Origin of the sequence: Enterococcus sp. DIV0691, assembly GCF_051711145.1 — a bacterium.
GTDB classification, from domain to species: domain Bacteria; phylum Bacillota; class Bacilli; order Lactobacillales; family Enterococcaceae; genus Enterococcus_B; species Enterococcus_B hirae.
This window is the reverse complement of the sequence record NZ_JBIOLY010000001.1, coordinates 555,923-569,310: the sequence shown is the minus strand read 5'-3', so window position 1 is coordinate 569,310 and position 13,388 is coordinate 555,923. Positions and strand designations below refer to the sequence as shown.

The window sequence follows — 13,388 nt, the reverse complement described above, 5'->3', positions numbered from 1 at the left end:
GTTCTCACTCCTCTTCCTGATGCACGTGATGGAAGGTTGCAGTGCCGTTTTCTTCCATTGCTTTTTCTAAGGCTTTCCAGCCTAATGTGGCACATTTGATTCTTGCGGGAAATTTGGCTACGCCACTGAGCATTGCTGCATCGCCTAATTGGTCGATGGCTTTGACTTCTTTTCCTTGGACTAATTGCGAGAAATCAGTGATCAATTGTTGTGCTTCTTCAACAGATTTTCCCATGACAGCATCGGTCATCATGGATGCACTGGCTGTACTGATGGAACAACCGTTACCGTTGAATGCGATATTCTTGATGATTCCTTCTTTGACTTCGACTTGTAATTCGATGACATCGCCACAGGTCGGATTATTCAATTCGATTCGACTGGTTGATTCAGTCAATGTACCTCGATGATGAGGATGCGAAGAATGATCAAGTATGACCTGGCGATAGAGATTATCTAGTTTAGAGAGTGCCATGTTGGAAAAACTCCTTCGTTGCAAGAATTGCTTCGACTAAACGATCTGCATCTTGTTTCGTATTATAAAAATAAAAGCTTGCTCGTGCAGTCGCCGAGACTTCTAAATAGTTCAATAAAGGTTGGGCACAATGATGACCTGCACGAACAGCGACACCTTCCATATCTAAAGCAGTGGCTACATCATGAGGATGCAAGCCATCTAGATTAAAGGCGATGACCCCTGTACGAGTAGCGGGATCTTGTGGTCCATAAATGGTCAACCCATCGATTTGTTGTAGTTTAGGTAAGACATAGGCAATTAATTCTTTTTCATGATCATGGATATTGTCCAACCCAACGTTTTCGAGATAGTCAATCGCTTGACCTAGTGCGATGGCTCCAGCGATATTAGGTGTGCCGGCTTCGAATTTCCATGGAAGTTCTTTCCAAGTACTATCGTACAAGTCGACAAAGTCGATCATTTCGCCACCAAATTCGACTGGTTCCATTTGTTCTAACCATTTTCGTTTGCCATATAAGACTCCGATCCCAGTCGGTCCACACATTTTGTGTCCGCTAAACGCAAAGAAATCACAGTCTAATTCTTGGACGTTGATTGGCATATGAGGAGCGGATTGTGCGCCATCTACAACTAGTACCCCACCTTGCTCATGGACAAGTTTTCCTAGTTCTTTGACGGGATTGATCACACCTAAGACATTTGAAACATGAGCAATCGATACGATTTTTGTTTTGTTAGTGATCAATTGTTTTGCTTGTGTCATGTCTAAAAATCCGTCGGTAGTCAAGTCAATATATTTTAATGTTGCTCCTGTCTTTTTGGCTAATTGTTGCCAAGGAATGACATTGGAATGGTGTTCCATGTAAGAAATTAAGATTTCATCCCCTGCTTGCAGAAACTGTTCACCAAAGCTGCGAGCGACCCAGTTCAAACTCGTGGTGGTGCCACGAGTAAATAGGACTTCAGCAGTTTCAGCTGCATGGATAAACTTTCTGACCTTTTCCCGAGCGCCTTCATAGGCAAATGTTGCTCGTTCGGCTAAGGTGTGGACTCCTCGATGCACATTGGCATTATCTTGTTCGTAGTATTTTTTTATTGCTTCAATTACTGCTGTTGGCTTTTGCGTAGTGGCTGCATTGTCTAAATAAACGAGCGGTTCATCATTGACTTCTTGAAATAATATTGGAAAATCTTCGCGAATGGTTTCTTTCAGAATCATACATTCAACTTCCCTTCAATAACCTCCACTAACTCTTTTCGGACTGCTTCTACTGGAATTGCTGTTAACACAGAGCCAAGGAAGCCTCGAATAACTAATCGTTCTGCTTCTTCTTTATGAAGACCACGGCTCATCAAATAATACATTTCTTCAGGATCGACCCGACCAACACTGGCAGCATGTCCTGCAGTGACTTCATTTTCATCAATGAGTAAGATCGGATTGGCATCTCCTCTTGCTTTATCTGAAAGCATCAATACTCGACTTTCTTGTTGGGCATCGGCTCCTTTTGCGCCTTTTAAGATATGTCCGATCCCGTTGAAAGTCAACGTCCCTTTTTCTCGGATCACACCATGTTGTAAGATATGTCCGATCGTATGAGGCGCTTTGTTCGTGACACGCGTATCAATTCCTTGGATTTGTTTTCCTGAGCTAATGGCAACGATTTTCACTTCTGCATGGGCGCCTTCGCCAACTAAATCAGAATCAAAATCAGCAATTACATGTCCATCATTCATCACGCCGATTGCCCAATCTACAGAAGCATCACGTAAAATATGACCTCGGCGGTTGATATAAGAAGTGATATTTTCTCCTAATTGATCGACAGCTGAATATTTGATTTTTGCTCCAGCTTTAGCGATTACTTCGACAATGATATTACCAGAAGCTTTTTGGATTTTCTCTTTGGTCGTTTGGAATCGTTCCAAGTAAGAGAACTCACTATGTTCCTCTGCGACGATCAAGACATGTTTAAAGAAATGCTGTGCTAATTTGCCATCTTGGATGAATAAGCTCTCAATTGGCTCATTGATCACGACATTTTTAGGAACATATAAAAATACTCCGCTGTTCATGAAAGCAGCATGTAAAGCGGTCAATTGATCTTCATCCATTTTCACTGCTTTTTCCATATAGTATGGTTTGATTAAATCTGGATGCTCTTGGAGCGCTGTGAAGATATCTGTAAAGATCACGCCTTTTTCCATGAGTTCCACTGGTAATTGTTCAAAGATCGTACTTGTTCCTTCTTGCACCAACACAGGGTTATCTTTCATTACGTCAAACCCAGCTACATTTCCTGTCTCACTAAAGTGGTCTGTGAACTCATGGATATCGAATAATGGCCAGCGATGGAATTTTACACGATCGATCTGAGGAAGTGGTAATTGATTGGCTTTTTCTAACGCTGCTTGACGTAATTGGGTCATCCATTCAGGTTCCCCTTTGCTTAAAGAAAAATTGGTAACTGCGTCAAGTTGGTCGAGCCAGTTCGTTTCTTTCATTTTCCGCTCCTCCTTACGCTTCTTCTTCTTTATAGTCAATTCCTAGTTCTTTGCTGATGCCAGCATACCCTTCTGCTTCAAGTCGTTTCGCTAGATCTGCATTCCCAGTCATCACGACACGTCCTTCCATCATGATGTGGACGACATCAGGAGTGATATAATTCAATAATCGTTGGTAGTGGGTAATGATCAATGCGCCAAAGTTTTCGCTACGCATTTCATTGACCCCTTTTGCTACGACTTTCAATGCATCGATATCTAACCCAGAATCAATTTCATCTAAAATGGCAAAAGTTGGTTCTAACATCAATAATTGTAAGATTTCATTTCGTTTCTTTTCGCCACCAGAAAAACCTTCATTCAAGTAACGTTCGGCCATTTCTTCTGGCATATTTAACATCGCCATTTTTTCATCTAATTTTTTCAAGAAAGTCAAAACAGACATTTTATCGTCTTCATCACGTTTGGCATTGATCGCTGCACGCATAAATTCTGCATTCGTGATCCCAGGAATTTCGCTTGGGTATTGCATCGCTAAAAATAACCCTAGACGTGCCCGTTCATCGACCTCTAAATCTAAGATATTTTTTCCGTCAAATAAGATCTCGCCTTCAGTGACTTCATAGTTTGGATTCCCCATAATAGCGGCTGACAGCGTCGATTTCCCTGTTCCATTTGGTCCCATAATGGCATGGATCTCGCCTGTTTTCATCGTTAAGTTTACGCCTTTAAGAATTTCTTTCTCTTCAATTGAGACGTGTAAATTTTTTATTTCTAAGACAGACATGCAAATTCCCTCCAGATTCTGTTTCGTTCTCACTTATTTTAGACTAATTGAGAATAGAGCGCAATGTTATAACCCACTAAAATCAAAACTTTTTTCACGAGTTATCATTAAATCAATATTACTAGATAATAATATTTATAAAGAAACTTCTGTTTTTAGCATTCATAGATCACTGGTTATGTTGATTTGTTTTATGTAAAACGATAGGTGAACGTTGGCTTGCAGAATGATGTCAGTACGCATCTCTTGATTACCGCTTACCTGTTCTTAATAAATGCTTCTTGAAAAATGCCATAATAAAGAGAGTTCTCTATTGGTTACATAGCTAATTTATTCACTATTCACTCTACAAAAAAACATCAAAGCTAGTAAAATCAACTAACTTTGATGTTTTTGATGACTTGATTATTTTTTAGATTAACATTTGATTTTGTTCAACTCTATTTTTTGAAGTGCTTATTTAGCATCAGCTGCGACAGGTTTGACTGAACCGCCCCATTTGTCTTCAATCCATTTTTGGACGTCTTCACGGTGTAAGACTTCAAGTAATTTTTTGATTTTTTCGCTATTTTCATCACCTTTACGTGTGGCAATGATATTCACATATGGTGAGTTGTCTTCTTCTAATAAGACAGAATCTTTCAATGGATTCAAACCAGCACCATAAGCAAAGTTTGCATTGATCGCTACTAAGTCACCTTCATCATTTTGATAAGTAGAAGCTAATAAAGAAGGATCAATCGAATGATTGAATTTTAAGTTTTTAGGGTTTTCAGCGATGTCATCAAACGTAGCTGTTTCTAGATCTACGCCATCTTTTACCTTAACTAAGCCAGCATTTTGTAAAATAGTGATGATTCGTCCCCAGTCAGATTCTGAATTTGAAGTAATCACTGTTGCGCCGTCTTTTAAATCAGCAATGTCTTTGATTTTCTTTGAGTACAAGCCCATTGGTTCAATATGGACAGCTCCCGCATTGACAAAATCATAGCCTTTTTCTTTGATTTCTTTATTTAGATAAGGAATATGTTGAAAATAATTGGCATCGATATCGCCTTCTGCTAAAGATTGATTTGGTAAAATGTAGTCATCGAATTTCACGATTTCTAAATTAATGCCTTCATCTTTCAATAGCGGTTGGACGTGTTCCAAGATTTCTGCATGAGGTGTTGGTGATGCGCCTACTTTTAAAGTTGTATCGTCACTTTTTGATGAAGCACCTTTACTATCGCTATTATTGCCACAAGCTGCTAACCCTACAGTCAGCAAGACCGCTGCTGCAAATCCAAAAATTTTCTTTTTCATATCCTTTATCCTCCTATTTCTTCTTATCTTTTATCTGTTTTCTTTGTTAAAAAGTCCCCAATTCCTTGAACAATAAATACAATGACTAGTATCACTAACGTTGCCACAAATGTCACGGTCAGATTACCACGTTGGTAACCTTCTTGCCAAGCAAGACCTCCCAAACCACCAGCTCCGATTGCACCCGCCATCGCAGTAAAGCCGATCATTGAAATGGTAGTAACTGTCAATCCGGAGATCAGTGCAGGCACGCTTTCTGGTATCAAGACTTTCCAAATGATTTCCCAGTAGCTAGCACCCATCGCATCCGCCGCTTCTAAAACTCCAGGACTAACTTCACGAAAAGCAATTTCAACTAGACGAGCATAAAATGGGGCAGCTGAAAGTACCAAGGCAGGAATAGCAGCTTGCGCCCCTAGCATGGTTCCGACGATTGCTTTCGTGAAAGGAATGATCAAGACCATCAAGATCATAAATGGTGTAGATCGAAAGATATTACTAATAATCGAAACAATGCCATAAATGATTCGTGCATAAGGTTTATTTTTTCGTCCAATCGAATACAGGATCAAACCTAGGACTAAACCAATGATGGTCACTAATACCATGGACACCAACGTCATATAAAGCGTATCGATGAATGCTTGTTTCATCGTCTCCATGTTGATTTGACTAAAATCTAAATACGTTTCTGCAAAGCTTTTATCCACGGTGGATCACCTCCACTCCAACACCTTGTTCTTTAATAAACCGCTCTGCTTGATCCAATTCGTTCTCTGACCCAGTCATCAGTGTCGTTAAGGAACCAAAAGAACCTTCTGCTGTTTGTTTAATTTTACCGTAAACGACATTGATGTCGACGTTATACTGACGAATGGCTTGAGAGATGACTGGCTCGTTAGCATTTTTTTCGTTGAACACTAATGTCACTAATCGACCTTTTGGATTTTCTTTGATCAATTCAGCCAATAATTCTTTTGAGTCTGCTTCTGGTTCGATATCTTGTTGCACGAAACGTTTTGTTACTTCTTGTTTTGGATTTTTGAAGACTGTCAAAACATCGCCTTCTTCCACAACTTTTCCTCGTTCCATCACAGCTACCTTGTTACAGATTTTACGAATCACGTTCATTTCGTGCGTGATCAATACGATCGTTAAATGTAATTTCTTATTGATAGCTAATAAAAGATCCAATACTTCTTCAGTGGTTTGTGGATCTAGCGCACTTGTTGCTTCGTCACAAAGTAAGATCTCAGGTTCATTTGCCAACGCTCGAGCTATCCCAACTCTTTGTTTTTGTCCTCCTGAAAGTTGTGAAGGATAGGCATTTCCTCTACCCTCTAATCCGACTAATCCAAGCAATTCTTCTGCCCGTTCTTTACGTTGGGCTTTAGGTACGCCTGCTAATTCTAATGGTAGTTGGATATTTTCTAAAACCGTCCGTGACCATAACAAATTGAAATGTTGGAAAATCATACCGATTTTTTTACGAAATGTTCTCAGTTCTTTATTTTTTAGTTTGGTAATCTCTTGGTCATTCACAACAACCGTTCCGCTAGTAGGTAGCTCTAATCCGTTCAATAAACGGACAAGTGTACTTTTACCTGCTCCAGAATAGCCAACGATGCCGTAAATATCACCCTTTTCAACAGTTAATGAAACATCATTTACCGCTTGGATCGTTCCATTTTTGCCACCAAATGTTTTCTCAACATTGGTTAATTGGATCAATGACATATCGCTCACATCTTTCTTTTATTTTTTACATGGAGATCAAGTGGGAAACAAAAAAGCTTCCGCCCCCTTGCTTTAGCAAAAGGACGAAAGCTGAAACTTCCGTGTTACCACCTTGATTTGCTGCTATCTCACAATAACAACCTTTACCAGTACTTGGGTCATCGTTCTTTCATCATAATCATGCCCGTATACCGTTGTGCTGTAACGGGCACCCCCGTAGTAAGTTTGCAAGGCTCACCTACTCTGCTCTAAGACCATCTTCCATCTCATTTCCGTTACCCTTTTTCAGCAATCAGGGCTCTCTTTGAACGTCTGTGACATGTACTCTTCTTTTCAAAGCTTTATTTATGATTGTTCTGATTATAGCAGTTGGAAAATAACGTGTCAACATTTTACCGGTTACTTCTTTAAAATTTTCTGAAAATTGCTAACTCTTATAATTTCTCAAATTCTGTTGGATCGACTTCTTTAAAGCTTAAAAGCCAAGCATTCATTTCATCTTGATCATTTAAGACATTGATATCTTCATTGATTTTTTCATTCACGGAAGAAACCGTACCGCTTAATGGGCTAGCAAATTCACTGACTGCTTTTTCAGCTTCCACTTCGATCAAAGGCTCCCCGCTTTGATAAGACTGACCAGCTTTTGGCAAATTGGCAAATGTGATATCACCTAATTCTTTTTGTGCTTCATTAGTTAAACCGACACAATATTCTTTCCCATTAAATAAGATCCAAAGGTTATCTTTTTTCTTCAAGTGTTTCCCAGCCATTTTATATCAATACTCCTTCGTATATTTTTTCATTAAAACCGATTGCGACGAGTTGTTTGCCTTTGACGATCAGGGGACGTTTGATCAACATCCCATCACTTGAAAGAATGCGACTAGCTTCATTGATCGAAAAATCAGCCACTTGGTCTTTTAGCCCCATTTCCCGATACTTCATGCCACTCGTATTGAACAGACGACGTAATGGAATCTCATTATGTTCCAACCAGTCTGTGATCATTTCTTCCGATGGTGGACTAGCAATCATATCAATTACTTGATAATCAACATGATGCGCATCCAACCAAGCTTTCGCTTTTTTGCAAGTGGAACATTTCGGATACCAATAAAAACGATACAACAGTGTTACCTCCTAGAAGTTTTCGCAGGCGCCTCATTTTGATACCTCATGGATAATATCAAACCGATACCAATCATATTTCCAAGGATCGATGACCCACCTTGACTAATGAATGGCAGGGGAATCCCTGTTAATGGTAAGAGTCCAATATTAGCACCAATATTTTCAAATACATGGAACAAGAGCATCATGATCAAGCCGCTGGCGATATAAGCATAAAATTCATTGTTCGTATCAAAGCAGACACGAATCATACGATAAATCAAAATAAAATACAAGAAGATGACGAATGCGCCACCGATAAACCCAAAATTCTCACCAATCACGGTGAAAATCATATCTGATTCACGAACAGGTACATAGATATTACTTACATTGAATCCTTTACCTAATAATCCACCAGTTCCTATTGCGAGCAACCCTTGTGCTGGCTGATAGCTCATCCCAGTCGTGTCATGGAATGGATCAAGCCAAGAATCGATACGAGCAAACTGGTAAGATTTAAACCCGATTTTATATAATAAATCTCTTCCGCCTTCTGTGGTAACTAAAAAGATCGTCCCAGCACCGACAATCACTGCCAAAGCAATTACGGGCACGATAATGCGCCAAGAGATACCAGACATTAAGAAAACTCCACCAAAAATTGCTAAAAATACCAGCATGGTCCCAAAATCATCTTGTGCCATAATCAAGGCTAAAACCGGGAGCGTCACAATCAACATCTTGGCGATCAACCAAAAATCTGATTTGAGCGTTCGTTCCTTCATCTGAGTATTATGTTTTGTCACGATCAGCGCCATCATTAAAATATAAGCAATTTTCATTAACTCTGCTGGCTGAAACGTCAAGGAACCAAAACTAAACCAGTTTTTGGAACCGGTCGACTGGGCGAGGTTGCGGTCATAAAACTTTAACAAGAGTCCCATTACAATTAGACCAAAACCATAGAGATAAGGTGTTAATTTCCAGATCCATTTGGAATTCAAATGCATAATCACGACAATAGCAATTGAGCCCACGATATACCAAATCGCTTGCATCCCAACACCTCTTACTACCGAAGGGTGGTTAGGATCATGACTCAGCGCGACATATAAAGAAAGCAATCCAATCAAACATAATAAGAAGACTGGTAATATGACGCCATAATCAATGCGATTATCACGATTATTATTAGAAGCTTTTATTTTTTTTTCCATGTTTCATCCCTTTTCTTAAAAACCATACTGTTCTATATTATAGCGGTCTAGCGGCATAATTGAAAGCCAAAGCAAATACATTTGGGAAAACTTAAAATTATTCTTATCTAATCATCTGCCTTGCTACTCTTCAGTTAGACCCATCATCGAGATAACAGATAAAGTTCTGACGAATCATTTTTGATAGCGTTCATTATATCTCAAGATCTCTTTACCAATCGCTTGTAAATTCTCTGAAACTAAATTTGTTCGCTGGATCAAATAAAAATTTCGATGATACGCTAATTTCTCGGTTGGTATTTCTGGTGGCACCGCACGTTTTGATAAAATCGAACGTCCCACTCCTTCCTTTAAAAGAGCGGCAATGACTTCGTTACTTTTTACTAACAACTTTTTCCCATGGATATTTTTTTCTTCAAAATACCGTTGCGTATAATGAAAAACTCCAGAAGTTGTTTCTCGAACTAACCATAACTGACTGTCAGAATCCCCCGCAATCACTAGTTCATCCTCCATCAATGAAAACCTTTGAACACCAGAAGTTTCTAAAGGTTTTTCGATAAAACCAAAGTCAGCCTCGTGTTTTGCTACTTGTTCCAACGCATCATGAGAATTGGCATAGGCAATCACAAAATTAATTTTAGGATATTTCAAAAGCAAATCTTTCAACAATTTTGGTAACAGATAGACGGCAAAAGTGTGAGAAGCAACGATTCGGCAAACTTCTTCTTCATTTTGTTCATCTAGTAATTGTTGTTGTGTTTCTTGCCACTCCTCTAATAAAACTAACGCTCGTTCGTAGAGTAGATCTGCTTGTTTTGTCGGCTTCATTTCTTTCCGACCATTTCGCTCAAAGAGAATCACTCCTAATTCTCTTTCCAGCTGTTTGATTTGATTTGAAACAGCAGGTTGAGATAAGAAAAGTAATTCGGCTGTTCGAGAAAAATTTCTTGTTTCGTATACGACACGAAAAGTTGTTAACAATTTCAGCATGCGATCACTTCCATAATTATTTATTATAGTAACTATATCAACTATTTGATTTAAATATATCATGAAATGACTATAATAGTAAATGTAACGCACAATATATGAGATTGAAAAGCAACGAATGTTTCGATCTCGCTCAGACATAAAAAGATCGTTACTTGTATTCTTAATGATCAGTCAGGGCTACCGATTTGTTTATTTCCCAATAAATAGTCATTCATAATTATTTATGCAACCTACTATCAACCTTTCCACCTGACTGATCATTTTGTTCTGAGCTTTAGACAACACACTCATCTTATGAAAAGGAGAATTCAATTAATGAAGAATTTTTTAAAACTTATTCCTGTCCCGATTTGTGGGCTCATTCTAGGTTTAGCTTCGCTAGGTAATCTGTTTAAAGAATATCATTGGATTCATCTAGGAAATATCATTGGTGGGATTAGTATGATTCTCATGATCCTAATGTTTAGCAAATTGTTCCTATTATTTGAACATACGAGACAAACATTACATGATCCAATCATTGCCTCGGTTTCACCGACTTTTACGATGTCATTAATGGTTATTTGTACTTACTTTGTTCCATTTACGCACCTTTTACCAATCGTTCGGATCATCTGGCTTGGCGCTGTCCTTCTACAAGTGATTTTAGTTGTTTACTTTACTTACCATCATGTAATCAAAGCAGACTTATCACTGGAAGTCATTTATCCAAGTTGGTTCATTATTTATGTTGGTTTCGGGGTAATTACAGTAACTGCTGGAAACTTTTTCCCATTCATTGGCCAACTATTCTTTTGGTTATCTCTAGCTTGTTACGTTTTCTTATTGCCAATCATCATCCATCGGGTATTTTTCGTGAAAAACATGGCACATCCTACACTACCATTGATCACGATCGTTGCAGCTCCGGGATCTCTTTGTTTAACTGGCTATTTGAAAAATTTTGCGCAACCTTCCTTTTATTTAGTCGTTGCCTTATTTATCCTTTCGCAAACTTTATATTTTATCGTGCTATCTCTTTTACCACGATTACTTAAACTACATTTTTATCCAAGCTACGCTGCTTTTACCTTTCCACTAGTTATTTCTGCAACTGCTATGTTTTGTGCTGTAAATTACTTTCATTCATTAGGGATCGCTACTGGCTTTTTAACGGTCTTGAAACTGGTTGAATTAGTAATCGCTACTGGAATGGTGCTTTATGTATTAGGTCATTATATCCGCTTCTTGTTCAAAGAACATGGAAACACAAATAAATATGTCCCTAAAGAAATTTAATTAAGATGTTATTCTTCTGTCTTTTTCAAATTTAGAAAAAGGCAGAAGATTTTTTGCGTTTTTAAACTTTGTCAATCAAAACGAATAGTGCTACTATTATCAAGGATATTCTTGAGTTCAGAGTCGTCGTCCTCTAAATACGAGTACCCGTTTTTCAACTCTGAAACATGCGCACAGATAATGAAAGGAATTTTTAGAACATGAATCTACAAGTAACCATTAATCAATTTAAAAATCAAGGCTCACGAAGAATCTTGCCTGGATTACTTCTTGCTTTTTCAGTAGCAGTCATGAGCAAACTTCTCGCATTGTTGCTCCCACAGCTTGGTGCTGCCACGATCGCCATTTTATTAGGGATCTTGTTAGGTAATACTTTTTTCAAACAACCTTCTTTAGCCATTGGGACAAAATTCGCTGAAAGCAAATTATTGGAATGCTCCGTTTTCTTATTGGGAGCAACGGTTACGGCTCAAACGATTGCTCAAATCGGCATCAAAGGGATTGCCTTCGTCTTGTTGCAAATGAGTGTGACGATCGTCGGTGCCTATTGGATCGGCAAGAAATTGTTATTTAGTGATACAGCTTCCTTGATGATGGCAGGAGGAAATGCTGTTTGCGGTTCTTCGGCTATTGCAGCGATCGCTCCAGTGATCCATGCTGAAGAGGAAGAAAAAGGACAGATCATTACATTAGTGAATTTATTAGGAACGATCATGATGCTTTCTTTACCTTTTCTTGGCTTACACTTATACGGAGATCACTTAATTGAAAAAAGTGCCCTTTTAGGTGGAACACTTCAATCTGTTGGACAAGTAGTCGCTGGCGCCAGTTTGCTTGATGCTTCAGTTGTTCAATTTGCCATGCTCTTTAAAATTTTAAGGATCATGATGTTAGTTGCTGTTGTCTATTTATTTGAAAAATTTATCCAAAAAAAGACAGCTTCTGCTGAAACGATTTCGTCTGACAGTCCCAAGAAAAGAAGATTCCCATTACCATGGTATGTTTTAGGCTTTTTAGTTTTCTGCTTGCTCAACAGCCTATTTACGCTCCCAACTTTTATCGACAAAGGGGCTCACTTTATTAGTAATTGGTTTGAAATCACTGCTTTAGCCGCAATTGGTTTACGTTTAGATTTCGCTAAATTCATGAAAGAAGGACCTCGATTCTTATCTTATGGTCTAGCAGTTGGTTTACTGCAAACTGTTGCTGCGCTGCTATTCATTTGGTTAACAACACTATAACTACCGGATTCCACTGGTATAAGCGGTCTGCCTTTGTTGGCTTCATAAAATCCCCAGACTTAAAACCACCTCTTCGTCCCAAAATAGTCACTTCTATTTCAGGGCGAAGGGGTGGTTTTTAGGTCAATGATTCCAGTTTTTTTATTCAGATAGTGCTTTTTCTAATACAAGTAGTTGACGTTTGATCAATAAGCCAGCTTCCGCATTTCCCATATAACCGGTTAATTGACCGTTTTGTCCAATCACTCGATGACATGGAATCACGATTGGTAATGGATTCATGCGATTCGCTTGTCCGATTGCTCGGACCGCTTTGGGATGATCAATGGTTTCTGCTATTTTTTTATATGTGCGTAGTTCTCCATAAGGAATCTCTTGCAATGCTTGCCAAACCTTTTGTTGAAAAATCGTGCCTGTGTTTATTGATAACGGAAGTTGAAAGTCCTGCCGGTTGCCCTCAAAGTACTCAGCCAATTGACGTTCTGTTTCAAGTAGGATTTCTTGTTTCTTTCCTTGATCCTGTGCACCATTTACCGCCATTTCTTCAATCGGATGAAACGAAACCTTCGTCAACCCATTCTGATCTGCATCTAACCATAATTCTCCAATTGGCGTATTTATTTTCATTTTCATCGTCTAATCCTGAATGAACTAGACTTGCCCTCCTCTACCGTTCTACTATTTTATTTATCTTGTATTATTTTAGCTAAAAATGCAATTTAAAGTTT

The 13,388-nt window shown here is 38.7% G+C and carries 14 protein-coding genes and 1 other annotated feature; of the genes, 2 read left to right on the top strand and 12 right to left on the bottom strand.

The window, feature by feature from the left end; translation table 11 throughout:
- Window positions 1-4: 4 nt before the first annotated feature.
- The 11 genes from sufU to IGJ11_RS02535 form a co-directional block, all read right to left on the bottom strand.
- Window positions 5-475: a Fe-S cluster assembly sulfur transfer protein SufU gene (gene sufU, locus IGJ11_RS02585; protein WP_096709544.1), complete on the bottom strand. Its 471-nt coding sequence runs from the start codon at window positions 473-475 to the stop codon at window positions 5-7.
- Window positions 462-1,697, bottom strand: a complete 1,236-nt coding sequence (locus IGJ11_RS02580; RefSeq protein WP_063626601.1) for a cysteine desulfurase — start codon at window positions 1,695-1,697, stop codon at window positions 462-464. The genes sufU and IGJ11_RS02580 overlap by 14 nt, the downstream gene beginning before the upstream one ends.
- Window positions 1,694-2,983 (bottom strand): Fe-S cluster assembly protein SufD, encoded by a 1,290-nt coding sequence (gene sufD / locus IGJ11_RS02575; RefSeq protein ID WP_161652270.1) that lies wholly within the window; start codon window positions 2,981-2,983, stop codon window positions 1,694-1,696. The genes IGJ11_RS02580 and sufD overlap by 4 nt, the downstream gene beginning before the upstream one ends.
- A gap of 13 nt (window positions 2,984-2,996) precedes the next feature.
- Window positions 2,997-3,770: a Fe-S cluster assembly ATPase SufC gene (gene sufC / locus IGJ11_RS02570; RefSeq protein WP_207432880.1), complete on the bottom strand. Its 774-nt coding sequence runs from the start codon at window positions 3,768-3,770 to the stop codon at window positions 2,997-2,999.
- Between the two features lie 456 nt (window positions 3,771-4,226).
- Window positions 4,227-5,075: a MetQ/NlpA family ABC transporter substrate-binding protein gene (locus IGJ11_RS02565; RefSeq protein WP_010738388.1), complete on the bottom strand. Its 849-nt coding sequence runs from the start codon at window positions 5,073-5,075 to the stop codon at window positions 4,227-4,229.
- Between the two features lie 23 nt (window positions 5,076-5,098).
- A complete protein-coding gene (locus IGJ11_RS02560) occupies window positions 5,099-5,785 on the bottom strand; it encodes a methionine ABC transporter permease (RefSeq protein ID WP_010719980.1) in 687 nt (228 codons plus the stop codon).
- Window positions 5,778-6,812 (bottom strand): methionine ABC transporter ATP-binding protein, encoded by a 1,035-nt coding sequence (locus IGJ11_RS02555; RefSeq protein WP_053765902.1) that lies wholly within the window; start codon window positions 6,810-6,812, stop codon window positions 5,778-5,780. Before IGJ11_RS02555 ends, IGJ11_RS02560 begins: the two co-directional genes overlap by 8 nt.
- A 76-nt stretch (window positions 6,813-6,888) precedes the next feature.
- Window positions 6,889-7,158, bottom strand: a binding site (T-box leader).
- 88 nt (window positions 7,159-7,246) lie between these two features.
- Window positions 7,247-7,585: a glycine cleavage system protein H gene (locus IGJ11_RS02550; RefSeq protein ID WP_034699629.1), complete on the bottom strand. Its 339-nt coding sequence runs from the start codon at window positions 7,583-7,585 to the stop codon at window positions 7,247-7,249.
- Window position 7,586: 1 nt separating this feature from the next.
- A complete protein-coding gene (locus IGJ11_RS02545) occupies window positions 7,587-7,943 on the bottom strand; it encodes an arsenate reductase family protein (protein WP_010719983.1) in 357 nt (118 codons plus the stop codon).
- A 5-nt stretch (window positions 7,944-7,948) separates the two neighbouring features.
- A complete protein-coding gene (locus IGJ11_RS02540; protein WP_010719984.1) occupies window positions 7,949-9,145 on the bottom strand; it encodes an FtsW/RodA/SpoVE family cell cycle protein in 1,197 nt (398 codons plus the stop codon).
- Window positions 9,146-9,319: 174 nt separating this feature from the next.
- Window positions 9,320-10,138, bottom strand: coding sequence for a LysR family transcriptional regulator (locus IGJ11_RS02535; RefSeq protein ID WP_207432879.1), 819 nt, complete (start codon window positions 10,136-10,138; stop codon window positions 9,320-9,322).
- Window positions 10,139-10,456: 318 nt separating this feature from the next.
- Here IGJ11_RS02535 and IGJ11_RS02530 point away from each other — a divergent pair, with 318 nt between their 5' ends.
- Together IGJ11_RS02530 and IGJ11_RS02525 are read left to right on the top strand one after the other, a co-directional pair.
- Complete coding sequence (locus IGJ11_RS02530; RefSeq protein ID WP_034699625.1) at window positions 10,457-11,419, top strand: TDT family transporter; 963 nt, start codon at window positions 10,457-10,459, stop codon at window positions 11,417-11,419.
- Window positions 11,420-11,619: 200 nt separating this feature from the next.
- Window positions 11,620-12,660: a YeiH family protein gene (locus IGJ11_RS02525; RefSeq protein WP_034866233.1), complete on the top strand. Its 1,041-nt coding sequence runs from the start codon at window positions 11,620-11,622 to the stop codon at window positions 12,658-12,660.
- Window positions 12,661-12,801: 141 nt separating this feature from the next.
- Here IGJ11_RS02525 and IGJ11_RS02520 read toward each other — a convergent pair whose 3' ends face one another.
- A complete protein-coding gene (locus tag IGJ11_RS02520; RefSeq protein WP_025480241.1) occupies window positions 12,802-13,287 on the bottom strand; it encodes a methylated-DNA--[protein]-cysteine S-methyltransferase in 486 nt (161 codons plus the stop codon).
- Window positions 13,288-13,388: the final 101 nt, after the last annotated feature.

Bases quoted from the DNA above. Each gene is read 5' to 3' on its own strand.
- IGJ11_RS02580 (WP_063626601.1), bottom strand. From the start codon at position 1,697: ATGATTCTGAAAGAAACCATTCGCGAAGATTTTCCAATATTATTTCAA.
- IGJ11_RS02565 (WP_010738388.1), bottom strand. From the start codon at position 5,075: ATGAAAAAGAAAATTTTTGGATTTGCAGCAGCGGTCTTGCTGACTGTA.
- sufU (WP_096709544.1), bottom strand. From the start codon at position 475: ATGGCACTCTCTAAACTAGATAATCTCTATCGCCAGGTCATACTTGAT.
- sufD (WP_161652270.1), bottom strand. From the start codon at position 2,983: ATGAAAGAAACGAACTGGCTCGACCAACTTGACGCAGTTACCAATTTT.
- sufC (WP_207432880.1), bottom strand. From the start codon at position 3,770: ATGTCTGTCTTAGAAATAAAAAATTTACACGTCTCAATTGAAGAGAAA.
- IGJ11_RS02555 (WP_053765902.1), bottom strand. From the start codon at position 6,812: ATGTCATTGATCCAATTAACCAATGTTGAGAAAACATTTGGTGGCAAA.
- IGJ11_RS02525 (WP_034866233.1), top strand. From the start codon at position 11,620: ATGAATCTACAAGTAACCATTAATCAATTTAAAAATCAAGGCTCACGA.
- IGJ11_RS02520 (WP_025480241.1), bottom strand. From the start codon at position 13,287: ATGAAAATAAATACGCCAATTGGAGAATTATGGTTAGATGCAGATCAG.
- IGJ11_RS02530 (WP_034699625.1), top strand. From the start codon at position 10,457: ATGAAGAATTTTTTAAAACTTATTCCTGTCCCGATTTGTGGGCTCATT.
- IGJ11_RS02540 (WP_010719984.1), bottom strand. From the start codon at position 9,145: ATGGAAAAAAAAATAAAAGCTTCTAATAATAATCGTGATAATCGCATT.
- IGJ11_RS02535 (WP_207432879.1), bottom strand. From the start codon at position 10,138: ATGCTGAAATTGTTAACAACTTTTCGTGTCGTATACGAAACAAGAAAT.
- IGJ11_RS02550 (WP_034699629.1), bottom strand. From the start codon at position 7,585: ATGGCTGGGAAACACTTGAAGAAAAAAGATAACCTTTGGATCTTATTT.